General features: G+C 72.1%; 29 protein-coding genes and 1 pseudogene. 15 read left to right on the forward strand and 15 right to left on the reverse strand.

Features of this window, described 5'->3' with window-relative positions; genetic code table 11:
• The first annotated feature begins 27 nt into the window (after positions 1-27).
• Together ACZ4UB_RS28945 and ACZ4UB_RS28950 are read left to right on the forward strand one after the other, a co-directional pair.
• On the forward strand, positions 28-333 hold the full coding sequence (locus ACZ4UB_RS28945; protein WP_468074579.1) for a hypothetical protein: 306 nt from the start codon (positions 28-30) through the stop codon (positions 331-333).
• A 327-nt stretch (positions 334-660) separates the two neighbouring features.
• Positions 661-1,557, forward strand: coding sequence for an NmrA family NAD(P)-binding protein (locus ACZ4UB_RS28950; protein WP_468074581.1), 897 nt, complete (start codon positions 661-663; stop codon positions 1,555-1,557).
• Between the two features lie 44 nt (positions 1,558-1,601).
• Here the strand turns inward: ACZ4UB_RS28950 and ACZ4UB_RS28955 are convergent, their stop codons facing one another.
• Positions 1,602-2,375: a DUF998 domain-containing protein gene (locus ACZ4UB_RS28955; RefSeq protein ID WP_468074583.1), complete on the reverse strand. Its 774-nt coding sequence runs from the start codon at positions 2,373-2,375 to the stop codon at positions 1,602-1,604.
• A gap of 130 nt (positions 2,376-2,505) precedes the next feature.
• Here ACZ4UB_RS28955 and ACZ4UB_RS28960 point away from each other — a divergent pair, with 130 nt between their 5' ends.
• A complete protein-coding gene (locus ACZ4UB_RS28960; protein ID WP_468074584.1) occupies positions 2,506-3,843 on the forward strand; it encodes a hypothetical protein in 1,338 nt (445 codons plus the stop codon).
• Here the strand turns inward: ACZ4UB_RS28960 and ACZ4UB_RS28965 are convergent.
• Positions 3,828-6,833 carry an AfsR/SARP family transcriptional regulator gene (locus ACZ4UB_RS28965; protein ID WP_468074586.1) on the reverse strand — a complete coding sequence of 1,002 codons (3,006 nt, stop codon included), beginning with the start codon at positions 6,831-6,833 and terminating at the stop codon, positions 3,828-3,830. The genes ACZ4UB_RS28960 and ACZ4UB_RS28965 overlap by 16 nt on opposite strands.
• A 276-nt stretch (positions 6,834-7,109) precedes the next feature.
• On the opposite strand from ACZ4UB_RS28965, the gene ACZ4UB_RS28970 reads away from it, so the two are divergent.
• On the forward strand, positions 7,110-7,274 hold the full coding sequence (locus ACZ4UB_RS28970) for a hypothetical protein (RefSeq protein ID WP_468074588.1): 165 nt from the start codon (positions 7,110-7,112) through the stop codon (positions 7,272-7,274).
• Between the two features lie 228 nt (positions 7,275-7,502).
• On the opposite strand, the gene ACZ4UB_RS28975 is transcribed toward ACZ4UB_RS28970, so the two are convergent.
• The 4 genes from ACZ4UB_RS28975 to ACZ4UB_RS28990 form a co-directional block, all read right to left on the reverse strand.
• The gene (locus ACZ4UB_RS28975) at positions 7,503-8,615 is read right to left on the reverse strand and encodes a glutamate--cysteine ligase (protein WP_468074590.1); all 1,113 of its coding nucleotides are present in this window, start codon (positions 8,613-8,615) and stop codon (positions 7,503-7,505) included.
• A 152-nt stretch (positions 8,616-8,767) separates the two neighbouring features.
• Positions 8,768-9,055 carry a DUF3253 domain-containing protein gene (locus ACZ4UB_RS28980; protein WP_468074592.1) on the reverse strand — a complete coding sequence of 96 codons (288 nt, stop codon included), beginning with the start codon at positions 9,053-9,055 and terminating at the stop codon, positions 8,768-8,770.
• Positions 9,052-9,300: a hypothetical protein gene (locus ACZ4UB_RS28985; protein WP_468074594.1), complete on the reverse strand. Its 249-nt coding sequence runs from the start codon at positions 9,298-9,300 to the stop codon at positions 9,052-9,054. The genes ACZ4UB_RS28980 and ACZ4UB_RS28985 overlap by 4 nt, the downstream gene beginning before the upstream one ends.
• A gap of 284 nt (positions 9,301-9,584) precedes the next feature.
• Complete coding sequence (locus tag ACZ4UB_RS28990; protein ID WP_468074596.1) at positions 9,585-9,920, reverse strand: STAS domain-containing protein; 336 nt, start codon at positions 9,918-9,920, stop codon at positions 9,585-9,587.
• A 386-nt stretch (positions 9,921-10,306) separates the two neighbouring features.
• Here ACZ4UB_RS28990 and ACZ4UB_RS28995 point away from each other — a divergent pair, with 386 nt between their 5' ends.
• The 3 genes from ACZ4UB_RS28995 to ACZ4UB_RS29005 all read left to right on the forward strand — a co-directional run bounded on the left by ACZ4UB_RS28995 (position 10,307) and on the right by ACZ4UB_RS29005 (position 12,393).
• A complete protein-coding gene (locus ACZ4UB_RS28995; RefSeq protein ID WP_468074598.1) occupies positions 10,307-10,993 on the forward strand; it encodes a HemK2/MTQ2 family protein methyltransferase in 687 nt (228 codons plus the stop codon).
• A 135-nt stretch (positions 10,994-11,128) separates the two neighbouring features.
• Positions 11,129-11,416, forward strand: a complete 288-nt coding sequence (locus tag ACZ4UB_RS29000) for a WhiB family transcriptional regulator (RefSeq protein WP_468074600.1) — start codon at positions 11,129-11,131, stop codon at positions 11,414-11,416.
• Positions 11,413-12,393 carry a YihY/virulence factor BrkB family protein gene (locus ACZ4UB_RS29005; RefSeq protein ID WP_468074602.1) on the forward strand — a complete coding sequence of 327 codons (981 nt, stop codon included), beginning with the start codon at positions 11,413-11,415 and terminating at the stop codon, positions 12,391-12,393. The genes ACZ4UB_RS29000 and ACZ4UB_RS29005 overlap by 4 nt, the downstream gene beginning before the upstream one ends.
• 78 nt (positions 12,394-12,471) lie before the next feature.
• On the opposite strand, the gene ACZ4UB_RS29010 is transcribed toward ACZ4UB_RS29005, so the two are convergent.
• The 4 genes and pseudogenes from ACZ4UB_RS29010 to ACZ4UB_RS29025 all read right to left on the reverse strand — a co-directional run bounded on the left by ACZ4UB_RS29010 (position 12,472) and on the right by ACZ4UB_RS29025 (position 13,757).
• Complete coding sequence (locus tag ACZ4UB_RS29010; RefSeq protein ID WP_468074604.1) at positions 12,472-12,738, reverse strand: DUF4235 domain-containing protein; 267 nt, start codon at positions 12,736-12,738, stop codon at positions 12,472-12,474.
• Complete coding sequence (locus ACZ4UB_RS29015; RefSeq protein WP_468074606.1) at positions 12,735-13,154, reverse strand: DUF3618 domain-containing protein; 420 nt, start codon at positions 13,152-13,154, stop codon at positions 12,735-12,737. The genes ACZ4UB_RS29010 and ACZ4UB_RS29015 overlap by 4 nt, the downstream gene beginning before the upstream one ends.
• Positions 13,151-13,240 (reverse strand): annotated as a pseudogene (locus ACZ4UB_RS29020) (phage holin family protein); the annotation flags it as partial. The gene ACZ4UB_RS29015 and the pseudogene ACZ4UB_RS29020, both read right to left, overlap by 4 nt.
• 148 nt (positions 13,241-13,388) lie before the next feature.
• Positions 13,389-13,757, reverse strand: a complete 369-nt coding sequence (locus ACZ4UB_RS29025; RefSeq protein ID WP_468074608.1) for a PRC-barrel domain containing protein — start codon at positions 13,755-13,757, stop codon at positions 13,389-13,391.
• A gap of 188 nt (positions 13,758-13,945) precedes the next feature.
• Between ACZ4UB_RS29025 and ACZ4UB_RS29030 the strand changes: the two genes are divergently transcribed.
• The gene (locus ACZ4UB_RS29030; RefSeq protein WP_468074610.1) at positions 13,946-15,289 is read left to right on the forward strand and encodes a preATP grasp domain-containing protein; all 1,344 of its coding nucleotides are present in this window, start codon (positions 13,946-13,948) and stop codon (positions 15,287-15,289) included.
• A 129-nt stretch (positions 15,290-15,418) separates the two neighbouring features.
• Here ACZ4UB_RS29030 and ACZ4UB_RS29035 read toward each other — a convergent pair whose 3' ends face one another.
• Positions 15,419-15,781: an STAS domain-containing protein gene (locus ACZ4UB_RS29035; RefSeq protein ID WP_468074612.1), complete on the reverse strand. Its 363-nt coding sequence runs from the start codon at positions 15,779-15,781 to the stop codon at positions 15,419-15,421.
• Positions 15,782-15,896: 115 nt separating this feature from the next.
• Positions 15,897-16,589, reverse strand: a complete 693-nt coding sequence (locus ACZ4UB_RS29040; RefSeq protein ID WP_468074614.1) for a HalD/BesD family halogenase — start codon at positions 16,587-16,589, stop codon at positions 15,897-15,899.
• Between the two features lie 217 nt (positions 16,590-16,806).
• Between ACZ4UB_RS29040 and ACZ4UB_RS29045 the strand changes: the two genes are divergently transcribed.
• From ACZ4UB_RS29045 to ACZ4UB_RS29055, 3 genes are all read left to right on the forward strand, one after another.
• Positions 16,807-17,433, forward strand: coding sequence for a flavodoxin family protein (locus ACZ4UB_RS29045; protein WP_468074616.1), 627 nt, complete (start codon positions 16,807-16,809; stop codon positions 17,431-17,433).
• 69 nt (positions 17,434-17,502) lie between these two features.
• Positions 17,503-17,820: a CDGSH iron-sulfur domain-containing protein gene (locus ACZ4UB_RS29050; RefSeq protein WP_468074618.1), complete on the forward strand. Its 318-nt coding sequence runs from the start codon at positions 17,503-17,505 to the stop codon at positions 17,818-17,820.
• The gene (locus tag ACZ4UB_RS29055) at positions 17,817-18,839 is read left to right on the forward strand and encodes an iron-containing redox enzyme family protein (RefSeq protein WP_468074620.1); all 1,023 of its coding nucleotides are present in this window, start codon (positions 17,817-17,819) and stop codon (positions 18,837-18,839) included. Before ACZ4UB_RS29050 ends, ACZ4UB_RS29055 begins: the two co-directional genes overlap by 4 nt.
• A 231-nt stretch (positions 18,840-19,070) precedes the next feature.
• On the opposite strand, the gene ACZ4UB_RS29060 is transcribed toward ACZ4UB_RS29055, so the two are convergent.
• Positions 19,071-19,232 (reverse strand): hydrophobic protein, encoded by a 162-nt coding sequence (locus ACZ4UB_RS29060; protein ID WP_385773101.1) that lies wholly within the window; start codon positions 19,230-19,232, stop codon positions 19,071-19,073.
• Between the two features lie 221 nt (positions 19,233-19,453).
• Between ACZ4UB_RS29060 and ACZ4UB_RS29065 the strand changes: the two genes are divergently transcribed.
• The 3 genes from ACZ4UB_RS29065 (at position 19,454) to ACZ4UB_RS29075 (ending at position 20,478) form a co-directional block, all read left to right on the forward strand.
• Entirely contained in the window at positions 19,454-19,651 is a 198-nt protein-coding gene (locus ACZ4UB_RS29065; RefSeq protein ID WP_468074622.1) for a hypothetical protein, read from the forward strand.
• Positions 19,648-19,893 (forward strand): DUF6213 family protein, encoded by a 246-nt coding sequence (locus tag ACZ4UB_RS29070; protein ID WP_468074624.1) that lies wholly within the window; start codon positions 19,648-19,650, stop codon positions 19,891-19,893. Before ACZ4UB_RS29065 ends, ACZ4UB_RS29070 begins: the two co-directional genes overlap by 4 nt.
• A 144-nt stretch (positions 19,894-20,037) precedes the next feature.
• Entirely contained in the window at positions 20,038-20,478 is a 441-nt protein-coding gene (locus ACZ4UB_RS29075; RefSeq protein ID WP_468074626.1) for an ATP-binding protein, read from the forward strand.
• A 66-nt stretch (positions 20,479-20,544) separates the two neighbouring features.
• Here the strand turns inward: ACZ4UB_RS29075 and ACZ4UB_RS29080 are convergent, their stop codons facing one another.
• Entirely contained in the window at positions 20,545-21,132 is a 588-nt protein-coding gene (locus tag ACZ4UB_RS29080) for a TetR/AcrR family transcriptional regulator (RefSeq protein WP_468074628.1), read from the reverse strand.
• Positions 21,133-21,202: 70 nt separating this feature from the next.
• Between ACZ4UB_RS29080 and ACZ4UB_RS29085 the strand changes: the two genes are divergently transcribed.
• Positions 21,203-22,096: an NADP-dependent oxidoreductase gene (locus tag ACZ4UB_RS29085; protein WP_468074630.1), complete on the forward strand. Its 894-nt coding sequence runs from the start codon at positions 21,203-21,205 to the stop codon at positions 22,094-22,096.
• 45 nt (positions 22,097-22,141) lie between these two features.
• Here the strand turns inward: ACZ4UB_RS29085 and ACZ4UB_RS29090 are convergent, their stop codons facing one another.
• Complete coding sequence (locus tag ACZ4UB_RS29090; RefSeq protein ID WP_468074632.1) at positions 22,142-22,744, reverse strand: C40 family peptidase; 603 nt, start codon at positions 22,742-22,744, stop codon at positions 22,142-22,144.
• Positions 22,745-22,747: the final 3 nt, after the last annotated feature.

Genomic DNA, 22,747 nt, shown 5'->3' on the forward strand with positions numbered 1-22,747 from the left:
TCCGGCCACGGCGCTAGGCTGCGCGGCATGTCTGCGAACATCGCCTTCACCTTCCGCGTCACCGGCATCGAGGACGAGGCCCGGGCGCGGGCGGTCGTCGAGGAGCTCCGGGAGCTGATGCGGGACGAGAGCATCGGCGGCCAGGTGAGCATCGCCATCGTGCAGGAGCGCGGCGGGCACGTCGTCACCGGCGGGACCGACTTCCCCGTGTCCGTGAGCCGCGCCCACCTCTGGTGCCCGGAGTTCGAGAAGTCCCTCGCCTGGTACGCGAAGGAGGCGGCGCCTTCGGCGACGTGCGCGGTCGAGTGGGGCCACCCGGACGAGCAGCACTGACCCGGAGCCGGCCCACGGAGCCGGGCCGACGGGACGTCGACCCGCGCGGCGGCACATGCGCGGGCAGCGAGCGGAAGGGGAACGTGGACGTGTTGGCGGCGCCCTCCTCGTCCCGCGACGTGGCCGAGCTGGCCCGTCGACGAACTCGGCCTCGGCGACATCGACCCCGGCATTCGGGGGCAGACGCGCGACGGGCGGCTCACCCTGTTCACCCGATCAGGCCCCTGCTGAGGCGGTGCGCCTGGTCGGGCTGCCGCAGCCTGCTCGAATGGAACCGACCCTGGCGATGGGCGGAACGGGATCGCCCGTACTGGACGAGAGGACGCCATGCAGATCGCCGTCACTACCCCGACCGGCAACGTCGGCCGGCACGTCGTCACCACACTGATCCGCGCGGGGGTCCGACCCCGGGTCCTGCTGCGCGACCCCGGACGGCTGGCACCCGGGATCCGTGCGGAGGTGGACGACGTGCGGGTCGACCAGTACGACGCCGACGCGGTCGCGGTCGCCACCCGTGATGTGGACGCCCTCTTCTGGGTGGACCCGACTAACGGGGGCGAGGACCCCCTCGCCGACTACGCACGCGCCACCACCAGCGTGGTCCGCGCCGTCACGGAGAACGGCATCGGCCGCGTCGTCTTCCTGAGCAGTGTCGGCGCCGAGAAGCGCCACGGCGCCGGCGAGATCGACGGGCTGGCCCACACCGAGACCGCACTCGACGCGGTGGCCTCGGGCGCGGGCGTCGACGTCGCCCATCTGCGCTGCGGCTACTTCTTCACCAATCTGGAGCTGCAACTCGACGCCCTGCGGGCGGGCACCCTCCAAGTGGTCCTTCCGCTCGATCAGCCCATGCCCTGGGTGGCGCCCCGCGACATCGCCGAGGTCGCCGCCACCCTCCTGCTCTCTCCCGCCTGGTCGGGGCGCCGCGTACAAGCGGTCCACGGACCCGCCGACCTCACCTGGGACCAGGTCGCCCGCATCCTCACCACCGCCACCGGCCGGCCGATCGACGTCAAAAGGATCACCGACGAGGCCATGCGCGCCCACCTCCGCGCAGCCGGGATGACCGACGGCCTGGTCGAGGCCGTCCTGGGCATGTCGACGGGTCTCCGCGAAGGCTTCGTACCCGAACAACCCCGCACCGTCCGGACCACCACCCCGACCCCCCTGGCTGCCTGGGCCCACGCCCATCTACGGCACCGGATCACCGACGTACCGCGGTAGGGCGGCCGTCCACCCAGCCTCCATCACCACCTCACACAGGTCAACTACGCCTTCTTCAGCAGGCTTTGGGATCGTCGACGAGGTCCACGGCGCCGCCGCCCCTCGGGAGCCATCGGTGCGTTCGCGTGGCGGGCTCGACGGTGGACGAGGCCCCACATGCCGACGGCCAGGAACCAGAGGAGCAGGGGAAACGCGGCGACGCGCTCCATGCCGCCCATGCCGAGCCCGAGGTAGCGGTGCGAGAGGAACAGCCCGAGGGCCGTGAGCGCCGTGGCCCCCAACAGGCCGGCGCCCCACCGCGACGGTGCCGGAGCCTGCTCCCTCATGCCGAGCCCGGCGAGGACCAGGCCGATGTTGCCCACGGCCATGATCAGAAGCGCGCCGAGGACGTGTTGGTTCTCGTTCACGTCCGCGGGAGCCAGCCCGGCCAACACGAAGCCGACGCCGGCACCGGCCAGCATCAACCGGGCCAGCACACCGGCCGGGCCGCGTCGCCACAGGCCGGCGCCGGTCATCGCCACACCCACGACGAGCAGCAGTCCCAAGGCGACGAACGACATGTTCATCAAGCCGTGTTCGGGAGAGCAGACGTACCGAGGTTCAGGATCCGGTTGCAGCGCACACCGCGCATTGCCCAGATCGCTGATGTTGTTCCGTGCCCAGCTGTACGGCCTCGCCCACGCCGACTCGACGACACCGTGGATCACGAAGAACTGCGCTACGCCCACGACCCAGGCCGCGTACCCGATCCGAACCCTCACGGGTCCCCCTTCCGTCACGTAACTCCCGTACGGACAGCCGATCATGCGGCCGGACATCCACGCACTCCCACGAACCCCCCGCGCCGGGGTGGGGCAGGCCCCACCCCGGTCTAGAGAAAACCTGGAGCGGCAGGCGGGAGCCTTCGGTCATCGGGGTTCACGACCTCACTTGCGAAGGAGTCCGACCGTGAAGCAGCTACTCCGTCTGGGCCTTGCCGGGCTGTTCGCCTTGGCCGCCGTGTTCGGCGGCGCGTCCTGGGGCGCCGCGCCGGCGCGGGCCGCGTCCGCCGTGGGCGGGCAGATCACGCGTTCCGAGGTGCTGCAACGGGCGCAGCACTGGGTCAACCAGGGTTACACGTACCTCAATTCCGGCGACACAGGGACCTGGCGGGCGGGGCCCGACGGCGGGAAGAGCTACCGGCGGGACTGCTCGGGCCTGGTCTCGATGGCCTGGCACCTCGACGGCAGCTACGTGACCGGCGACTTCCTCTCCGGCGGGCACGGCTGGCACACCCTGGCCGGCGGCATCGACGCGCTCAGGCCCGGCGACGCGTACGTCAACTCCGGGCACATGGAGCTCTTCGCCCGGTGGGACAACGAGAACGACCATTCCCAGGGCGCGGAGGTCTACTCGTTCAACAATACCGGCGAGACCGTGGAGAACCCGTACGCGCCGAGCAACTTCGGTACGACCGGGCACCGTTCGCGATCCGCGCTGAACAACTACACGGCCATCCGCTACGACAACGTCGTCGAGGACGGCGGCGCCGTCCACGAGGTCAGCGGGCTGTCCACCGGGTGGTCGGACGGCACGGTCACCGGGACGGCCGCGTCCGCGGTGAGCGCCGTCGTGGTGGGCGGCTACCGCACGGTCTACTCCGTGGAGGCGGGCGGCCAACTGCACGAGCGCGGCGCCGCCTCCGGTTGGGCCGACGGCTACATCCCCACCAGCGCTCCGGTCAGCGGGGTCTCGGCGATCGTCCACAACGGTGTGCGGCTGGTGTACGTCATCGAGAACGGCCAACTGCACGAGCTGGACGGCGGGCACGGCTGGGCCGACGGCTACATTCCGACGTCCGCGCCGGTCACCGCCGTGTCGGCGATCAGCATCAACGGTGTCCGGCTCGTCTACGCGGTCGAGAACGGCGTCGTCCACGAGATCAACGGCGGAGCGGGCTGGTCGGACTCGCCCATCGGCACGACCGCTTCGGTTTCGGCGGTGTCCGCGGTCGACTACGGCGGCACGCGCATGCTGTACACCGTCCAGGGCGGGACCCTGCACGAGGTCAACGGCGCAGCGGGCTGGTCGAACACCCAGGTCTCCCCCACCCCCGTGAGTGCGGTCTCGGCGGTCATCCGTAGCGGCACCCGGCTCGTGTACGCGGTGGAGGCCGACGGGCGCCTGCACGAGTTCGACGGCGGCGCCGGTTGGGCGGACGGCACGGTCATGAGCACCGCCGTGAAGCCGGGTTCGATCGCCGCGCTCAACGACAACGGTCTGCGGCGGATCTACACCCTCCAGTAGCGGGCCACCGGGGGCGGGGCGGGTTCGTCCCGCTCCCGGGCGTCGAGCTCCTGGAACGTCGCCAAGGCGGCGGCGCACAGGCCGGCGGCCCGGGCGCCGTCGCCCAGGGCTTCGTACACGCCGGCGAGGTCGCGCTGCGCGCGGGCCCGGAAGAGCGGGACCCCCAGACCGTCCCAGATGGCGATGGCCGCCGACAGCGGGGGCCGGGCCTGCGCAGCGCGTCCTTCGGCGAGGTGCAGTTCACCGATGGTCCGCAGGACCAGTCCCTCACCGAAGCCGTCCTGATGGGCCCGGCAGACCTCCAGCGCCTGTGACAGCGGCGGAAGGGTAGCCGTGCCGAGCCGTATCCGCACCTTGCTCAGCGCCTGTTGGGCGTACGCCGCCATCAGGTGGTCACCGATCGCGCTGAGCAGCCGGAGGGCCTGGTCGAAGAGGGTCTGCGCCTCTTCGTAGTCGCCGAGGGCCCGATGGACCAGGCCCGTGGTGCGCAGGGTCAGAGCCTCGCCGCGCCGGCTGCCGAGCCGCTGGTAGGCCCTCATGGCGGTGTCGAGCGTGTCCAGGGCCCCGGGATAGCGGCCCTGTTCCAGGTCCACCGAGGCCAGCAGTCTTGACGCGCAGCCCAATCCGGCATCGTCCTTGGCCTCGGCGAAGATCTCGACGGCGCGGGTGAGGGCGTGGCGGGCGGCGGCGAACCGGCCCTGTTCCCGGTACGCGCTGCCGGCGCCGGCCCGGACCACGCCCTGACCGCGCAGGTCGCCGGCTTCCTCGAAGAGCGGTAGTGCCAGGTCGAAGTACGCGTGCGCCTCGTCGTAGCAGTCCTGCGAGTACCGCAGTTGGCCCAGACCCGCGAGCAGCATGGCCTCACCGGCGCGGTTGCCGGCGCGGCGGGTGGCGGCGATCGCCGCGTCGTGGGTGCGCCACCAGGCGTCGAAGCGGTTGCCGACGCCGAAGGACGAGGAACACAGGGCGAGGGAGAGCTCCATGGCGGCCACGTCGAGGTCCAGTGCGGCGGCGCGTTCGACGGCGGCGACCAGGGCGGCCGACTCCGCGGCGAACCACTCGGCGGGATCATCGGGCACGGGCGCGCCCGGGCGGGCCGTCGTGTACTGGACGCACATGTCGACCTCGCCCGACGGGGCGTCGACCGCGACCCGCCGGATCAGCCAGAGCCAGGAGCCCAGCGCTCTGGCCGCGGCGGCGCGTCGCTCCCCGGTGGGCTCCTCGGCCTCGGCGCGTTCGGCGGCGTACACCCGGTGCAAGTCGTGGATGCGGTACCGGACCTCTCCCGACGGTCCCACCGAGACCACGGAGAGCAGTTGGGCATCGAACAGTTGCTCGACGGCGTCGTCCGCCGTGTGCGCGTCCCCGTCCAGCAGCGCGGCCACGAGCCACGGGGCGAAATCGGGGACGCCGAGCAGGCCGAGGAGCCGGAAGGCCCGCCGGATAGGGCCGTCGAGGGCGTGGTAGCTCACCCCGATGCTCGCCCGCACGGCGAGGTCGCCCACGGCCAGTTCGTCCAGGCGCCGCCGCTCGTCCGAGAGCCGATCGGCCAGGGTTTCCAGGGACCAGTGCCGACGCGTGGCCAACCGGGCACCGGCGGTACGGATGGCCAGGGGCAGGTGTCCGCAGAGGGTGATCAGCCGGCGCGCCGTCCCGGGGGACGCGTCGACCCGTTCCGGTCCGGCGATCCGGCGGAGCAGTTCGACGGCGTCCTCGGTGCCGAAGACGTCGAGGTCCACGCGGTGCACTGCGGTCAGCGCCGGGAGGCGGCTGCGGGAGGTGACGAGTACGGCGCACCCCGCGCCGGCCGGCAGCAGGGGGCGGATCTGCTCCTCGGAGGCCGCGTCGTCCAGGACGAGGAGCACCCGACGGCCCGCCATGGTGCTGCGGAACAGGTCGACGCCTTCGGCGAGGGTGTCGGGGACCCGGCAGCCCAGAGCGGTCAGGAAACGGCCGAGGACCTCTTCGGGGCCGGCGGGGACGGTGGCCCCGCGCAGGTCGACGTAGAGCTGTCCGTCGGGGTAGGCGGCGCGCGCCCGATGGGCCGCCTGCACGGCGAGGGTGGACTTCCCGACTCCGCCGGTGCCGGACACGAGGCAGACCGGGACGGTCTCACGGGGGCCCGACAGCAGGGCGTCCAGCCGGTCGATCAGGTCGGTGCGGGCCGTGAAGTCGGTGGTGGCGGGAGGCAGCAGGGCCGGAGGCGGGGTGGTCGTCGGTCCACGATCCGGGGCGGGCGGATCGGAGAGGGTGCGCAGGCCGTCATCGGCACGCAGGATCGCGCAGTGCAGTGCCCGCAGCTCGCGGTCGGGGTCGACGCCGAGTTCGTCCGCGAGCACCCGCCGTCCCTCCTCGTAGGACTGGAGAGCCTCCGCCTGCCGCCCGGCCCGGTACAGGGCGAGCATGAGGTGGCCCCGCAGGCGTTCGCGCGTCGGGTGCTCGGCCAACAGCGCGGCCAGCTCGTTGCCGTCCACCTCGTGGCCCGTGGCGAGCTCGGCCGCCGTTCGTTCCTCGACGGCGGCCAGTCGCTCCTCGTCGAGAAGGGCCGCGGCGGAGCGGAGGGCGCCGCCGATGCCGCCGAGGGCGGGCCCGCGCCAGTATCCGAGGGCGGTGCGGAAGGCGGCCACGGCCTCCTCGTGCCGGCCGTGCCCGGCCGCCTCCCTGCCCCGGGCCAGCCCGCGGGCGAAGTCCTCGTGGTCGGTCCGACCGGGGCGGACGTGGAGGAGGTATCCCGGCGGGCGCGTCTCGATCAGATCGCCGAGGGCCCGGCGGAGCGTCCACACGTAGGTCTGGATGAGGGTCCGGGCGGTGTCCGGCGGGTTCTGGTCCCAGATCAGGTCGATGAGCGTCTCGGTGGAGACGACCCTGCCGGGTGAGAGCAGGAGGGCGGCCAACAGGGCCCGGGGCTTCCTGCCGCCGAGCGGCAGCCGCTCGGCTCCGCGCCATGCCTCGACTGGTCCGAGCAGCCGAAACTCGATCGAAGGCCCCATCGCGCTCCCCCTTGTCGCGAAACCGGGGGTCACCATAGCCGACCGGCGATGACGGACGGGGCCCGCCGAAGAGCGACCTCGAAGGAATGGCCGGCTCCGCACGGACTCGGCCTTCGACCGGGGCGCGCCGCCCGCCGTGTCCGCCGTCCGTACCCGCCTCGGACGCCTCGTCGCCTTCCGCAACGCTGGCGCTCCTCGTACGAGGCGATAGGCTACTTATGTATGGATATCCAGCTGTCGCGAGAGCATCCACGTCTCAGAAGCCGGGGAACTGCCATGAGCCAGTACGACGAGTACTCCACCCCCTCGCAGGCCGAGGGCGAGCGACTTGACGAGGACCTGGACGAGGCCCAGCGCAGGCAGCGCCACCCGCAGACGCAGCGCAGCACTCCCTCGCAGGCCGAGGGTGACCGCGAGGCGGACGAGGACGGGAAGAAGTAGCGGGGCGCTCCGGCGCGGGAGCCGTACCGGGGCCGGCCCACAGGGAGTCAAACCGCTCTTCGCGGGCAGGAGCGCGATATGACGCTCCCTCAACACACCTCTTTGTCCATGGCTCAGGTGATAGGTCCCTCCTGGGTCCACCTCCTCGTGATGGGCTTCGCGTTGATCGTCCTCGTACGCTCGCTCACACGGCACCGCTGAGGTTCGGTGCGGGCCGGCCCCGCCGGTTCACGCCCCGACCGTCATCGCGGCACACCGGGTGACGACGGACGACAGGCTCTGTCCCTGCGCGCGCAGCCCGCGCTGGACGCGGGCACCGTTCCCGCGTTCGTGCAGGTGGGCGATGGCCTCCCGGACGCGCTCTTCGTCACCGTGGTCCTCCAGCGCTTCGCGCACGTGCAGGAACAGGGTTTCGACGGCCTGCTCGGGGGACGTCTCGCGCATGGTCACGGGGTGCAGCAGGGGTCCGTCCAGCCCCGAGCGCGCGGCTCTCCACGAGGCGAGTCGCAGCAGGTTCGTGCCGATCCTGGCCGCTGGCCGGCCGTCCTGCCAGTCGCGGGCCGCGGTCTCGACCAGGGCGCGGATGAGGGCGGCGAGGAGGACGGGCGCGGCGGCGTCGAGGCACACGTCGGCGACCCGGACCTCCACGGTGGGATAGGTGGCCGACAGGCGGGCGTCGAAGTAGATCATGCCCTGGTCGCACAGCACCCCGGTGTCGATCATCGCGCGGACCTGCTCGTGGTAGCGGTCCGCCGAGCCGAAGAGGTCGACCGGGCCCGCGGAGGGCCACCGGTTCCACACGCGGCTCCGGTAGCTCGCGTACCCGCTGTCCTCGCCCTGCCAGAAGGGCGAGTTCGCGCTCATCGCCGTCAGTACGGCCAACCAGGGCCTGATGCGGTCCAGGACCGCGACGCCTTCTTCGTCGGAGGCGACCGACACGTGGACATGGCAGCCGCACGTCAGCTGCTCGTGCACCATCAGCCCGAACTGGTCGCCCATCCACCGGTAGCGCGAGCCCACGTTCAGCGACGGATGTACCACCAGCGGCGACGTCGCCACGGCCGCCACCACGGCGCCCGCGCTGGCGGCGTGCCGGGCCGCCTCGGCGCGGATGCGGACGATCTCCTGCTGGAGCTCGCCCATGTCCACCGCCGGTTCGGTGGCGAATTCCAACTGTTCCTTCTGCAGTTCCTTCTCGAACTCGTGGTCCCGACCCACCGCGTCCGGGCGCTGCCATGCCGAGCGGTCCGCCGCTGCCAAGACCGCCCCGGAGACTGCCATCGGGGCACCCGTTCGCGCGTTCACGAGCAGCAGCTCTTCTTCCACGCCTACGCTTCGCATCTTGCCGCCCGTGCGTCGATCGTCAGTTGCCCCACGCCTGCCCCGCTTCCCCTCGTCCATGTCGGCGTCCGTCTCCCGTGTGAGCGGACGGCGCGGGTGTGCGCAGATGCGCGCCGCGGTCCCTTCGTCGGGATTCCGTTCGCCGTGCTGGATCAGCCCGGCCGACGGATACGGATCGGGCCCCGGGCCTTTGCGGGGTCGACGACTCGACCCGCCTGGGTGATCTCCACCTCGCCCGCCGTCACCAGTCGGCGGGCCGCCCGGCGAGCCGGCTCCATCAGCGCTCGCCAGCCGTCGTCGTCCCCCGCGTACACCGCCCGAGCGGCGTCCGAAGGGCAGATCGTCGCGGTGGGTCCGCGCCGCTGCAGCAGCTCCAGGATGGCCCGCTCCACACGCCGGTCCGTCCGTCGTCCCGTATCGCGCCACGGCGGCGGCTTCATCGGCGTGTCCGCCGGCGCCGCGTCAGCAGGAAGACGAGCAACGCTCCGCCGACGGCCAGCAGCGGCCCCCGCTCGGCGTGTCCCACCCGGGCCACGTGCGTCCCCTCGTCGATCGCGGGGGCCGGCGGAGCCGCGCGGCGCACGACCCGTACGGCCTTCTCCGCGCCCTTCTTGATCTCATCCGCTACCAAGGCGGTCTTCCGGACGGTGCGGTCCTTCATCGTGGTCGGCTCCTCCTGCGTCATGGGGTTCCGTGGCCCGTTCCGGCCGCTCCCGGTGACCACGGGCCCGCGCCACGCGGTCCGGATCGGCCGGCGGCCCGTCCCCGGTGCCCGTTCGGGATGCGACGCCCGGCGGGCGGCCGTGTTCGTCGACCGGGTCGCCTCGTTCGGGACGTCGCGCCCGGCCCTTCGCCTCGTGCTCCTCGCCCATGCGACCACTCCTCCGCGCGTCTCGTCGGGCGTGTGCCCCGCACCCCGCGGGGAAAACGCTCCCGGGGCCGTCCGCACGATCGGACCGAACCCTTCGCTCAGGCCGTCGGGGTGGCGTCGCCGAGGGTGAACAGACAGCGGGTTTCGGTGAGATCCAGGACGCGTCGTCCCTGGTGCGGAACATCGGCCAGTTCGAGCGTCCACTCCTCGTCGATGGCGCGGGCGCGCAGGGCGAGCAGGACGTGCAGAGCGCTGGTTCCCAGGAACGTGCTCTGTCCTAGGTCGAGCACCAGGGTCCGGCCCGACAGGTCCAGGGTGTCCAGGACCGCGGTGAGCATGGGGCAGGTGTGGTAATCGATGTCGCCGGTGACGGACACCACGGCCCGCTCCGTCGACTGCTCCGTGACCTCGACGGCAAAGGTGTGGACGCGCATGGCCGCCCGCCGTTCGTGAGGAGCCCGTCACGGCCGTCCGCTTCGCGCGGCAGGCCGTCCAGCGCGCGACCCGTGCCGCGCACAGCCTGGTGGGCACCCGTAGGCCGCGCAGCACACGGGACGACGGCGTTCAGGACGCCGCGACCCACCAGACCGGGCTGTTCGACACGCTGCGCCTACCCCTGCCGCGGCGCCGCAACCGGAAGCCCGGTTCGACGGCCGTCCCCGGCACGTCCGGTCATGACCGCAGCCTGGCCCACCGCACCTCGTCGAAGATCTCCGGAGGTCGAATGGCGGGCCCTTCGCCGGGCAGTCGCGGTGTGACCGGTGTGGCCGGTGCGGGCTGCTGCGCACCTCTGCGCCGCGGACGATCCAGGAGGTACACGATGTCCAGTGCAACGATGGCTCTGAGCCCGTCGCCCGCGAGCCTGTTCGCCCTCCCCGGTGTCTACCGGCCCCAGGGGGACACCCTGCTGTTGGCCCGGGCGCTCGCCGGCGAGGAGCTGGGGCCCCGTACGAAAGTCCTGGAGATCGGCAGCGGCACCGGCGCCCTGTCCCTCCAGGCCGCGTACGCGGGGGCGGACGTCACCGCCGTCGATGTGTCCTGGGCCGCGGTGACCACCGCCCGCCTCAACGCCCGGCGCCACCGCCTCGCCCTGCGCGTACTGCACGGCGACTTCGCGCAGCGCACGGCGGGGCGCCGCTTCGACCTGGTGGTGACGAACCCGCCGTACGTGCCGACCGCGGCGTCGGGCCCACCGGCCCGCGGACCGCGGCGGGCGTGGGACGCCGGGCCCGACGGGCGCGCGGTGATCGACAGGATCTGCGGAGCGGCTCCTACCCTGCTGCGTCCCGGTGGTCGCTTGCTGATGGTGCATTCGGGGATGTGCGGACCGGACGCGACGGTGGCCCGACTCACCGCCGCCGGCCTGTCCGCCGAGGTGACCGCGCGCGCGACCGTGCCCTGGGGGCCGGTCCTGCGCGCCCGGAGGGCCTGGCTGGAGCGACAGGGCCTCGCGCGTCCCGCCGACGAGTGGGAAGAGCTGATGGTCATCCGCGCCCGCCGCCGGTAAGTCCTGGTCGCCCCGGGCGGGCGGTCCGTACGCGGACGACAGCGGCGGCCGCTCACGTTTCGGAACGGGGTTCGGGGCCAGACGAGCGGGTGGAGCGTGTGTTCCGCATGGCCCGGCGGTAGGAGACGATCGGAAATGGCGAAGGTGTCGCATTTGCCCGGGAGGGCCGAACACCACTGGATATGGCAGATGGAGGCCGCGTGCCGGGGCGTGGGGTCGGAGGTCTTCTTCCACCCCGAGGGGGAACGCGGCCAGGAGCGTGCGGAGCGCGAGGAGACGGCCAAGACCGTGTGCGCGACGTGCCCCGTCCGCGCCCGCTGTCTGGAGCACGCCCTGCGCGTCGCGGAGCCCTACGGAGTCTGGGGCGGGCTGTCGGAGAAGGAGCGCCGCTCCGCCGTCGAGTCCGGCACGGCAGCGGCATGAGGGCCCCCGGTGCTGCGGGGGTCGATGCGGGTGAACCGGTGGCGCCCTCCGACCTGCCACGGCGGTCCTGGTGGGCCGTACTGCGCGGAACGGTCGCGGAGTTCACCAACGACGAACTGGGTGACCGCGCCGCGGCGCTGACCTATTACGGCGTGCTGGCGCTCTTCCCCGCGCTCCTCGTGCTCGTGTCCTTGCTGGGCACGGCCGGGGACGCGGTGACGGGGCAGGTGCTGGACGCCCTCCGGCAGCTGGCACCTGGTTCGGCCCGGGACGTGATCGGCGACGCGGTGGCCCAGGTGCGGGCCCGTAGCGGCGTCGGCTCGGTGATGGCCGTGGTGGGCCTGGTGCTGGCGCTGTGGTCCGCGTCCGGCTACACGGCCGGCTTCATCCGCGCTTCCAACGCCGTCTACGACGTGCCCGAGGGCCGGCCGGCATGGAAGGTGCTGCCGCTCCGCCTGGCGCTCACCGTGGCGCTGATGGTGCTCGCCTGTGCGAGCGCGCTGATCGTCGTCTTCACCGGCACCCTGGCCCGGCGGGCGGGGGACCTCCTGGGCGTCGGTGACGGCGCGCTGACGGTGTGGTCGATCGCGAAGTGGCCGGTCCTGGTGGTGCTCGTCACGATCATGATCGCGCTGTTGTACTGGGCCGCGCCCAACGCGAAGGGCCGAGGATTCAAGTGGGTGACCCCCGGCAGCTTCCTGGCCCTCCTGATCTGGCTGGTCGCCTCGGTCGGGTTCGCGTTCTACGTCGCGAACTTCGCCTCCTACAACAAGACGTACGGCGCCATCGCCGGGGTGGTCGTCTTCCTGGTGTGGCTGTGGATCAGCAATCTCGCGGTCCTGTTGGGGCTGGAGTTCGATGCGGAGATGGTGCGCCAGCGGGCGATCGCCGGTGGGCTGCCCAAGGGGGAAGAGCCCTACGTCGAGCCCCGCGACACCCGTGCCTGGAGCGACGAGGACCGCCGCCGGATGAAGTGACCGGTCACATCACACCGCCGCCCGGCGTCGCCCTCAGGGGGCGGCCGGGCGGCGGTGTGGTGGGACGGATCCGTGGGATCAGCCGGGCCAGGTTCCGGTCACCCGGCGGGTGGCCACGGCTCCGGAGCGGTCGACCGCGGCTTTGACCACGGCGAAGATCGCGCCCTGGAGACCGGCGGCGAGGAGGATCTCCTTCCAGGAGCGGTGCTCGTCCGTCGCGTCGGGAGCGTCGCCCTCGCCTTCGATCAGCTTCCAGGCCTGCTTGAAAGCCATCCCGGCCAGCATGCCGCTGACCGCGCCCAGGGCCAGGCCGACGGGCTTGTACACGATCGCGGATGTCTTCACTTGCGCCCCCGTCCCCAGGACCGGCGCACCAGCAGGAACACGACCACAGCGGCGCCGAGGGCGAGCAGCGGGGTGCGCTTGCCCTTCGCCGCGGTCACGACCTGGCCGGTCGTGTCGAGGACCGGCTCGGGCGTCTTCTCTTGCACCAACCGCGCGGCCTGCCCCGCCGTCTCACGGATCTGGTCGGTGACGCGGGCCGCCTTCTCCATGCTCTGCTCCTTCATCGCTGCCGCCTTCTCCTTGGTCCGGGCCTTGACGTCGGCCTTGCTGGCGAGCGCCTCGACGGTGCGGCCGAGTTCGTCGCGGGTGTGCTCGATCCGGTGGCGCAGTTCCTCGGCACCGGGGGCGGAGGCAGAGTCGGCGGCGGCCGAGTTGGAGTCGGCGTCGGCGTCGTTCCCGTACGGATGGGCGGTCATCGGTGGGTCCTCTCCTTGATCTCGGCCACATCGGCCTTGACGCTGTCGATGGTCTGCTCGGGGACGGGCGGGACGGCCCGCGCGATCTACTGGCCCACCGAGTCGTCCGCAATGCGGGGGTGTCGTTCGGACGTACTCACGATGCGTACGCTCCTTTCCTCGTGGAGCTCGACCTGCTGAGCGAAGGGGGGCCCGAACTCGTGGAGTCCGGGCCCCCCTTCACCCCCTGCGGGGTCAGGCGGGTCGACCACCGAACGGGATGTCCGGGCCGTAGTACGTACCCACTTGCGCGCGGTAGGTCGGATCGGCGAGGTGCTTGTCGCGGAGGAACTCGGGAGCGTTCTTGATCTGCTCCTTGGTCCGGCCCACGAAGATCTTCCTGTCCTCCGGGTCGATCCGGATCACCGTGCTGGCCGGGAGGAGGACGTCCTTGCCGAATATCCAGACCCCGGTGTCCACGACCAGGTAGGCGTCACCGACCTCGTCGGAGTGCTTGTCCACCTTGCCGATGCTGCCGTCGCTCGCCTCGACCTTGTAACCGGTCAGATCGGCGCCGGCCAGGTGCCCCGAGGTCGACGTGTAACTCCACACATGCTCAGTCACGCGAAAACAACTCCTCCGGTGAGTGGAGGGCGCCACAGGCTTGCCTGCCGCCCTCCTTCTTCCGTTGCCGTACGCGGCGAAGGCGTGTACTCCGCCTCAACTCCGCCTGCCCGGGCCCGGAAGAGTCATGCGCACGACCGCCGCGCGATTCACCGCGTGGGAACCCTTCGGGCGGGCAGACGCCCGGCATGATCGGGGACGCAGAGACCGTGGCGGGTGGGCCGGGCGCGGGTCCGCTGGTGTTCTTCGCCAATTTCCTGTCCGACGTGGCGGTGGACCTCGCGGAAGGCCGGGCCCTGGCCCAGTGGGCCGAGCAGGCGCCGCGCAAGGCCTGGCTGTTGCGGGCCGGCGACGTGCTCGTGACCCCCGGATCGCTGAGCGGGGACTTCCGGCGGTACGTCAGCGAGTTGACCGGGGTACCCGTCGAGCGAACCGCCGTCATCGAGGTGCCGCCGGCCGGCCCCGTCCCCCTGGCCCGGGCCGTGCGGGAGGCCGGGCTGATGGAGCGGGTCGCGGCCCACGTCCACCCACCGGGGACGGCCTTGCTCCCGATCGCCCTCGACGCGTCCGCCGTCGCGTTCGCGCGTGATCTCGGGCTGAGCGTCCACCCGTACCCCACGGTCGACGAAGCCGTGGCGGCCCTACCGGTGACGATGCTCTTGAACACCAAGGCCGGCTTCCGCCGGGCGGCCGCGCAGCTGGGCATGCGGGTCCCGGAGGGACGGGTGTGCCGCCGCTCCGAAGTCGAAGCCGTCGTACGGCAACTGCTCGGGCGGCACGAGAAGGTGGTGGTCAAGCCCGACCGCTCGGCGGGGGGTCACGGGATGCGTTTCCTCTCCCGCGAGGACGGACGGATGGGCGTACCGGCGGACGTACCGGGGGCGGTCCCGGCGCTGGAAGCCGTCGGCGGAGCGCACGGCACGTGGGTGGTGGAGCAGTGCCTGGCCGTGGCCGAGTCCGTGAGCGTCCAGATGGACGTCGCGGCTTCCGGTACCCGCGTGCTCTTCAGCGGTGCGATGCGCACGGAACGAGGCTCCTTCACGGGATACGCCTCGCCCTTGCCGACGTCGTGCGCGCACGTGACCGGCGAGTTGGAGCAGTGGGGGCTGGCACTGGGCCGCCACCTGGCCCGTCATGGCTACCTCGGCCCGTTCGGCCTGGACGCGCTGGTCGACGCGGACGGGGTGCTCTACGCCGGCGAGAGCAACGTCCGCCGGACGGCCACCACCACGCCCCACGCCATGGTGAACCTCCTGACGAAGGCGTCCGGCACGGCTCGCCCCGCGTGGACGGTGGCGAAGGCGCGCGCCCGGACGGCGTTCGACCTCGGCACGGCGCTCGACCGGCTGCGCGCCCACCGGCTCGCGTTCGACCCGGAGCGCGGCGACGGGGTGGTGCTGTACGCGGGCGCCCCCGCGGACGGCCGCTCCTGGCGCTACGCCGTCATCGCCGCGGACGCGGACGGGGTGTACGAACGGGAGGTCGGACTCACCAGCGCACTCGGGCTCGCGGATCACCTCGGACTCGGTTGAACGGGTCCGGTCCGCGTGGCCACCGCCGTCGGCGGGGACCACGTCGGCGAGCCCGGTCGGCCGAGTGCCCGCCCGCGGCGCTCCGTCCGGCGCGGCTCGCGCCACGGGGGTGGGGTCGATGCGGCGCGGTCAGCCCGCGACGGCCGGTCGGACGGGGAAGAGAGCGGCGGTGCCGGTCAGGTCGAGCAACCGCAGCATTTGGTGGCTGGGGGCCGCGAGGCTGAGGACGTGGCCGGCGCGCAAGGCGGCTTGGCGCGCGCGGAGGAGGGCGTTGAGGCCGGAGGAGTCGCAGAAGGACGAGTTGCTGAGGTCCACGACGATCTCTGTCGAGGGTCCCGCGCCGGCGAGGGCCGCGGTGACGAGGCTCTCCAGCTCACCCGCGTGCTGGATGTCGATCTCACCGGCCACGCGGACGACGACCGGGGCCCGGGCGTCGTCGTCCGCGTGGCCGGTCGCGTGGCCAGTCGTCCGTGCGTCGAATTCGGCAGCCATGTGAGGCCTCCTCGCCCCCTGTCCTGCGGACGCATGGCGTCTGCCCGCGCCGTCGCCGGCCACACCCCGCGGACCGCACGGCTCTCGGGTGTGGCCGCAGGGAGTGCCGCTCGGGTCAGCCGTAGAGTTCGCCGGCCGATCGCGTCGGCTCGGGCTGGGAGCCCGGGGTGGTGTAGGCGAAGTTCAGCACGGTGCGGCGTACGCCGGGTCGGGTGAGCGGGGTGACGCGGTGCGCGGTGGTGTCGCTGCGCAGGAGGTAGGCGTCGCCGGCGGCGTGGTGGGCGGTGGCGGCGCGTTCGTCGTCGACGTCCTGGAGGACCGCGGTGTGCGGGGTGAACTGCGCGAGGCCCCCGTCGGCGGGATGGTCGGGGGCTTCGAGGAACAGGACGAGGGCGTACGGGTAGTCGTCGGTGTGGGCGCCGTGGGTGTCGCCCACCCGGTGCAGGATGTTCAGTACGTGCCGTTCCAGCGGGTCGGGGACGGGCGCCGCGGGCCGGCCGGTGAGTCGGCTGACGAGTGCCAGCAGGCCCTGGTCCTCGTACAGCCGGGGAATCAGCTCGGAGTGCTCGGCGATGACGTGGCCTCCCAGGGCCGTCATGTGGCGGGGCGAGCCGTCCGTGCACGCCATCGTGAAGTCCCGACGACGTGCGATCTTCTCCAGTTTCCCCGCCTCGCGGCGCAGTGTGGTGAGCCCGGCGGGAGTGAGCAGCCCCGGCAGGCGCACGTAGCCGTCGGCCAGGAACCGTTCCCGCTCGGGGCCGGCTCCGTCGGCAGGAAGGAATGGCGCGGCGTGGAAGAGGGGCAGCACGGTGGGGCTCCCTTTCGGACGGTCGGCCGGCCGGTGCCGCACCACTGTCCCCCGCGGTCCGCGCCCGCACACCTGGGGACCTCCGATCGGCCGAAACGACCGGGCCCGCGGCTTTGACCGCGCAGGGCCGCGCTGCGGCCGGCGTGGGATCTCGTGGGCGGACCCCGCGCACCCGCGGTACGCGCATACCGACCGGGAGTGCGGGCAGCCGGGGTCCATGGACACCACAGAGACCACTCCGCTGCGCGCCGTCGCCCTCGTCTGCACCCTGTCTCCCTCACCGTCCCCGTCCAGTTCCCAGCTGCTGGCCGAACAGACCATGGCCGCCCTCGCCGAGCACGGCGTCACGGGAAAGGTCATCCGGGTCGCCGATCACGACGTCAAGGCGGGCGTCCAGGTGGACATGGGCGAGGGGGACGCCTGGCCCGAGATCCGGGATACGGTCCTGGGCTGCGACATCCTGGTCCTGTCCACGCCGATCTGGCTCGGGCACCCCTCCAGCGTGGCCCAGCGCGTGCTGGAACGCCTGGACGCCGAAATCGGCGAGAGCGATGACGAAGGCCGCATGCTCACCTACGGCAAGGTCGCCGCGGTCTGCGTCGTCGGCAACGAGGACGGCGCGCACAAGGTGAGCGCCGATCTCTTCCAGGGCCTGAACGACGTGGGCTTCTCCCTCGCACCGAACGCGGTCACGTATTGGGTCGGCGAAGCCATGCAGGGGACCGATTACCAGGACCTCGACAAGACCCCCGAGAAGACCGAGGCCACCACGGCGACGCTGGCCGCGAACACCGCGCACCTCGCCCGCTGCCTCAAGGCCGCCGCCTACCCGGCCTCCTCATGACGCGATGAGGCCGTCGTGGGGCGGCCCGCGGCCGCGCGTGCGCCGCGCGATCACGGGTAGACGCGCGGCATGATCGCTTCTGCTCCCCAGGACCCGCCGAGCCCGCGGGCACTCGGCACCCCCGCCCACGACGCCCCTGCCGAGTGCCCGCGGGCTCGGCGGGTCCGCGTGGAGCCCTCGGGCCCCGTACTCGTGGAGGGGCCGGTCGAGATCATGATGGAGGACGGCACGACGGCCCGCTCGGACCGCTTCATGGTCGCCGTGTGCACCTGCCGTCGCAGCCGTAGCTACCCGTGGTGCGACACGAGCCACCGGGCCCGCGAGCAGAGGTCCCCGTCCCCCAAGGGCACACCCGAAGGCACGACCGAAGGCAGGAGCGCGTCATGACGCCACCCTCCGGAGCCAACGCCATCACGAGGGCGACGTCCACGCCCGCCCTCGTACGGGGCCGCGGCGAGCTCTCGCACGCGGTGGTGCGCTCCCTGCGTACCGGGCGACCCCCCGCGTGGGCCCCGGGCTCCGCCCTGCGGGCCGATCCGTGGGGGGAGGACCTCCAACTCGCCCTCTACCTGCTGTACGAGCTGCACTACCGCGGGTTCGCGGAGGTCGACGAGGCTCTCGAATGGGACCCCGGGGTGCTGCGGATGCGCCGCGCCCTGGAGGACCGCTTCCTCCATGCCCTCAAGGCGGATACGGCCGACGCGCCGCGGTCCGTGGCGGCGGCGTTCGCCCCCCTGCTCGTGGAACCCGTCGACCTGAGCGACAGCCTCAGCCATCTCCTGCAGATCGAAGGTGAGCTGTGGCAACTGCGCGAGTACGCGGCCCTGCGCTCCCTCTACCACCTGAAGGAGGCGGACCCGCACGCCTGGGTGATCCCCCGGCTCACCGGCCGTGCCAAGGCCGCGATGGTCGCCATCGAGTACGACGAGTTCGGGGCGGGGCGCGCCGACCGCATCCACGCACGGCTCTTCGCCGACCTCATGGCCGACCTGGGCCTGGACCCGGCCTACGGCCACTACCTGGACCGGGCCCCCGCCCCCGCGCTGGCCACCGTCAACCTGATGTCGCTCCTGGGCCTGCACCGGGCCCTGCGCGGCGCCCTCATCGGTCACTTCGCGTGCGTCGAAGTGACCTCCTCCCCCGGCTCGCGGCGCCTCGCCGCCGCCATGCGCAGGTGCGGCGCCGGTCCGGCCGCCGAACACTTCTACGCCGAGCACGTCGAAGCGGACGCCGTCCACGAACAGGTCGTACGCCACGAGGTCATCGGCGGACTCCTCGCCGACGAACCCGCTCTGGAGCCCGACGTCGCCTTCGGCTGCGCGGCGACCCTGCTGCTGGAGGACCGCCTCGCCGCGCACATCCGCACGGCTTGGGAGCAGGGCCGCAGCGCGCTCCGCCCTGCCTGAGCGACGCCCTCACCCATATCGACCATCTTCCTTGTCGGCCATCTCCCTTTGCGCCAGCATTTCTTAGGCCCGGATTCCGCATGCCCTATATTCCGCTCCGCACGAAAGTCAATCGAATGCATTACCAGAAACAGGGTCCGCACATCACGACATGGCTGTGGCCTGCCACCCCAATTGAGGAGGGGGCAGGCCACAGCCATGACGTGCGAGAGCTGTACGAACAGCAGACGGCTACCAGCGATACCAGCGGCCGCTACCGCCCTTCGGCCTGGCTACGAACCCGACCAGCCACAATACGAGGACCGCGATCGCGACCCACCAGAGGATCTTCAGCGCGAAACCCGCACCGAAAAGGATCAGTACCAGCAGAAGAACGAGAAGCAGGGGAACCATGAATATCAACCTCCAAGGCACCGCATGCCCGGTCGCACCCCGAACATGCACGCACAGTTGCCGCCTTTATGAGGGCGAGACGGCCCGGGTTCCACATTCAGGATGACTCGCGGCCGGGTCGACCGTTTTGCCGGCGGCTAGGCCGACCGTTGCGGGGTAGACGTCCGCCACAGCACATCGCCGGACACGCGCACGTCATGTCCGCACCGCACGGAGGCACCATGAACGACACCGATCGGGACCGGCTCCGTGACAGCTCGAACGGCAAGCCGTGGCGCCACTTCGACGAGGTACGACGGGCCATGGAGCACCTCTTCGCCGAGTCCACGGGAACCGGTGCCGGAGACGGATCCCCCGACCGTAGGGGCTACCGCCCGGCGCCGGCCACGAGGCTGGGCGACGAGGGAGCGCCGTCATGATCTCGGTGGCGATCTCGCTGATCCCGGCGACCGACGGGCAACTACTGATCCCGGCCGCCCAGGTCACCGCCCTCATGCGCACCATGGCCGCCGACCTGTTGACCCCGGCCGGAGTCGAGGACGCGCGGGGCGAACCCAGAACCATCGACGAGGCGGCCGGCGCCATGAACCAACTCGCCGATCAACTCGACGTGGAGTGCATCGCGTGCACCGACGACCCGGGCAACGGACCGCGGCGATGACGACCGCCGGGACAGCCGGCCGGCCCCACCCTTCACCCCTTCGCCGGCAGCGGGTGTGCTCATACGGGTATGGGAGCGCGCCGCCCGGGCAGGCGCCTATCTGAGTAGGAGAGCCCGAGACCACGACGATACGGACGCCTCCCGATGATCCCTTCCCATGCGACAGAGCGACGGCAGCACCTGGACCTGCCGACCGGCACCCACGCGGCTGCCCGCGCCCGAGACGCCACGGCGCACTTTCTGCGCGATGCGAAGGATGACGGGGAGACGGTGTCCGCGGTGACCGAGGGCGATGCCGCTCTCGTCGTCACGGAGCTCGTGAGCAATGCGGTGCGGCACACCACCGGCCCGTTCAGCCTCGACCTGCTCCTGCACGAGGGGCTTCTGGACATCGACGTCACGGACACCAGCCCCGCCCTGCCCGAGGTCCGGCCGCCCCACATGGGCGGCAGCGGCGGCTGGGGATTGATCCTGATCCACCGCATGGCCCGGACCGTGACCGTCACACCGGCCGCGGGCGGCGGGAAGCGGGTACACGCCTGCCTGGACGTCGAGGGGGCGAACACACCACCGGACGGGCCCTGAACAGATGTGGGCGCGGCGGTGGCAAGGGTCGGGGCCACGACCTGCGCACCGCCCCGGCCGGAACGCTCACTCGGGCCGGGAGGAGCGGGTGGCCTCCCAGGCCGCTTCGATCATCTCGAAGATCTCGTCCACCGCCGCGTCCGGATCGGCCGCCTCGCGGCCCAGCGCGTAGGCGTCGATCACGAAGCGCGCGATGGCCCGGCAGGCCGTCGGCGTCGCCGCCAGTGCGCGGTCCGCGACCATGGCCCCGGCCAGGGCTTCCGCGTGCCGCAGGCGCATCGAGTCCTCGTACTCGCGCAGGGCACGTGACTCGTCGATCATGCGATAGATCGGGGCCGCGCCGTCCGCCGTGCAGTGCCGCACCATGTCCCGGATCGCGTGGCGCAGTGCCGGCATGAGCGGTTGCGCCGGGTCCCTGTCCGTGACCGCGCGCGTGAGGCGCTGCTCGAAGTTCTCGTCCTGCTCGAAGACCAACGCCTCTTTCGAGGCGAAGTGGTAGAAGAGCGTGGTCACGGCGACGTCGGCCTCGGCGGCCACGTCACGGATGCCCACCGCGTCGTACCCGCACTCCAGGAAGAGCCGTAGGGCGGTGTCGGCGATCTTCTGGCGGGTCGCGGCCTTCTTGCGTTCACGGCGTCCGGTCGGCACGGTCATGGCGTGATACTAACAGGGGCAGATTCATAACGATCCCTAAATCCTAACGGTTAGTGCTACGGTCGCCGGTATGAAGAAGGTGAGCTTCGCCGAATTCGGCGGTCCCGACGTCCTGCACCTCATAGATGCCGAGGAGCCCCACGCGGGCCCCGGCCGGATACGCATCGCCGTGCGCGCGGCGGGCGTCAACCCCGTCGACTGGAGGCTCCGCGAGGGCCAGGCCCTGGGTCCTCGTCCGGTCCCACTCCCCTCTGGCGTCGGCCTGGACGCGGCGGGCGTGGTGGACGAGATCGGCGAGGGGGTCGAAGGGGTCGAGATCGGCGACCGCGTGTTCGGTGAAGGGGCGAGCACCTACGCCGAGTTCGCCGTCCTCGGGGTCTGGGCCCGGATGCCCGACGGCCTGACCTTCGAGGAGGCGGCGGGATATCCCTCGGTGGTGGAGACCGCCCTGCGCGTCATCGCCGAGACGGGTGTGCGCCCCGGCCAGACGCTGCTGGTGAGCGGCGCGTCAGGGGGCGTCGGTTCAGCGGTGCTGCAGATCGCACGCGAGCGCGGCGTCACAGTGATCGGCACGGGCGGCGCCGCGAATCAGGACTACCTGCGGAGCCTGGGCGCGCTCGCCACGACGTACGGCGACGGCTGGGTCGATCGGGTGAGGCGGCTCGGCACCGTCGACGCGGCGCTCGACCTGGCCGGCTCGGGCGTGATCCGCGAACTCGTGGAGCTGACCGGTGACCCGCGCAAGGTGGTCTCCACCGCCGACCTCGACGCACCGCGGCTGGGTGTCCGCTTCTCCGGAACGGCGGGAAGCGTGCGGGACGCGCTCGCCGAAGCCGTCGCCCTCATCTCCAGGGGGAAGCTCCACATCCCGGTGGAGAAGTCCTACCCGCTCACCGAAGCCGCGGCCGCGCACATCGACAGCCAGGCGGGCCACACCCGAGGCCGGCGGGTCATCGCCATCTGAACCGATTCCGGGCCGGTCGGCTTGCGGACCGGTCGTCGGGGGTCGTCACAGGACGCGGACGGCGCCTGAGGGGCTGGACCAGTCGAGGCTGCGCTCGACGACACCGACGCGGGAGTTCTGGGCGCCGACGTACGTGCCGTTCCCGAGGTAGACGGCCACGTGGGTGGCGGCGCCCTTGGCGCCCCAGTAGAGGAGGTCGCCCGGTCGCAGGTCGGACAGGTCGACGTCCCGGCCGCTCGCGGACTGCTCCTGGGAGACGCGCGGGAGTTCGACGCCCGCCTGACGGTAGGCGGCTTGGGTCAGGCCGGAGCAGTCGTACGCGTTCGGGCCCGTCCCGCCCATCACGTACCCCTTGCCGACCTGGGCCCGCGCGAAGGCCACGACCTTCGCGGCGGTTCCCGTCACGCTGTCCGACGCGGAGCTGTCGGAGCTGCCCGAGCTCCCGGGGGCGGTGGCGCCATCGGGTCGGGAGGACGGTATCTGCCCACGCGCGCCCGTCGGGCCCGAATCCGCCTGGTGGGCCGAGGCCGGGGTGGCCGTGGCGGCCAACGCGAGGGTGCCCAGGACACCCCCGAGCACACCGACGCGCGTCGAGGAGGTGCGGGAACGGGGCTTGGCATGACGAGGCTTTCGAATCGTTTTGATCATGCG

This window comes from Streptomyces sp. NPDC028419, assembly GCF_055565515.1.

Excerpts from the sequence above, each read along its gene's own strand:
- ACZ4UB_RS29050 (WP_468074618.1), top strand. The coding sequence starts at position 17,503 with ATGATCGCTTCTGCTCCCCAGGACCCGCCGAGCCCGCGGGCACTCGGC.
- ACZ4UB_RS29045 (WP_468074616.1), top strand. The coding sequence starts at position 16,807 with ATGGACACCACAGAGACCACTCCGCTGCGCGCCGTCGCCCTCGTCTGC.
- ACZ4UB_RS28985 (WP_468074594.1), bottom strand. The coding sequence starts at position 9,300 with ATGACGCAGGAGGAGCCGACCACGATGAAGGACCGCACCGTCCGGAAG.
- ACZ4UB_RS28965 (WP_468074586.1), bottom strand. The coding sequence starts at position 6,833 with ATGGGGCCTTCGATCGAGTTTCGGCTGCTCGGACCAGTCGAGGCATGG.
- ACZ4UB_RS29065 (WP_468074622.1), top strand. The coding sequence starts at position 19,454 with ATGAACGACACCGATCGGGACCGGCTCCGTGACAGCTCGAACGGCAAG.
- ACZ4UB_RS29070 (WP_468074624.1), top strand. The coding sequence starts at position 19,648 with ATGATCTCGGTGGCGATCTCGCTGATCCCGGCGACCGACGGGCAACTA.
- ACZ4UB_RS29005 (WP_468074602.1), top strand. The coding sequence starts at position 11,413 with ATGAGGGCCCCCGGTGCTGCGGGGGTCGATGCGGGTGAACCGGTGGCG.
- ACZ4UB_RS29080 (WP_468074628.1), bottom strand. The coding sequence starts at position 21,132 with ATGACCGTGCCGACCGGACGCCGTGAACGCAAGAAGGCCGCGACCCGC.
- ACZ4UB_RS28970 (WP_468074588.1), top strand. The coding sequence starts at position 7,110 with ATGAGCCAGTACGACGAGTACTCCACCCCCTCGCAGGCCGAGGGCGAG.
- ACZ4UB_RS29090 (WP_468074632.1), bottom strand. The coding sequence starts at position 22,744 with ATGATCAAAACGATTCGAAAGCCTCGTCATGCCAAGCCCCGTTCCCGC.
- ACZ4UB_RS29000 (WP_468074600.1), top strand. The coding sequence starts at position 11,129 with ATGGCGAAGGTGTCGCATTTGCCCGGGAGGGCCGAACACCACTGGATA.
- ACZ4UB_RS29035 (WP_468074612.1), bottom strand. The coding sequence starts at position 15,781 with ATGGCTGCCGAATTCGACGCACGGACGACTGGCCACGCGACCGGCCAC.
- ACZ4UB_RS28980 (WP_468074592.1), bottom strand. The coding sequence starts at position 9,055 with ATGAAGCCGCCGCCGTGGCGCGATACGGGACGACGGACGGACCGGCGT.
- ACZ4UB_RS28990 (WP_468074596.1), bottom strand. The coding sequence starts at position 9,920 with ATGCGCGTCCACACCTTTGCCGTCGAGGTCACGGAGCAGTCGACGGAG.
- ACZ4UB_RS28995 (WP_468074598.1), top strand. The coding sequence starts at position 10,307 with ATGTCCAGTGCAACGATGGCTCTGAGCCCGTCGCCCGCGAGCCTGTTC.
- ACZ4UB_RS29055 (WP_468074620.1), top strand. The coding sequence starts at position 17,817 with ATGACGCCACCCTCCGGAGCCAACGCCATCACGAGGGCGACGTCCACG.
- ACZ4UB_RS29075 (WP_468074626.1), top strand. The coding sequence starts at position 20,038 with ATGATCCCTTCCCATGCGACAGAGCGACGGCAGCACCTGGACCTGCCG.
- ACZ4UB_RS28950 (WP_468074581.1), top strand. The coding sequence starts at position 661 with ATGCAGATCGCCGTCACTACCCCGACCGGCAACGTCGGCCGGCACGTC.
- ACZ4UB_RS29030 (WP_468074610.1), top strand. The coding sequence starts at position 13,946 with ATGATCGGGGACGCAGAGACCGTGGCGGGTGGGCCGGGCGCGGGTCCG.
- ACZ4UB_RS29060 (WP_385773101.1), bottom strand. The coding sequence starts at position 19,232 with ATGGTTCCCCTGCTTCTCGTTCTTCTGCTGGTACTGATCCTTTTCGGT.
- ACZ4UB_RS28955 (WP_468074583.1), bottom strand. The coding sequence starts at position 2,375 with ATGTCCGGCCGCATGATCGGCTGTCCGTACGGGAGTTACGTGACGGAA.
- ACZ4UB_RS29015 (WP_468074606.1), bottom strand. The coding sequence starts at position 13,154 with ATGACCGCCCATCCGTACGGGAACGACGCCGACGCCGACTCCAACTCG.
- ACZ4UB_RS28945 (WP_468074579.1), top strand. The coding sequence starts at position 28 with ATGTCTGCGAACATCGCCTTCACCTTCCGCGTCACCGGCATCGAGGAC.
- ACZ4UB_RS29085 (WP_468074630.1), top strand. The coding sequence starts at position 21,203 with ATGAAGAAGGTGAGCTTCGCCGAATTCGGCGGTCCCGACGTCCTGCAC.
- ACZ4UB_RS28975 (WP_468074590.1), bottom strand. The coding sequence starts at position 8,615 with ATGCGAAGCGTAGGCGTGGAAGAAGAGCTGCTGCTCGTGAACGCGCGA.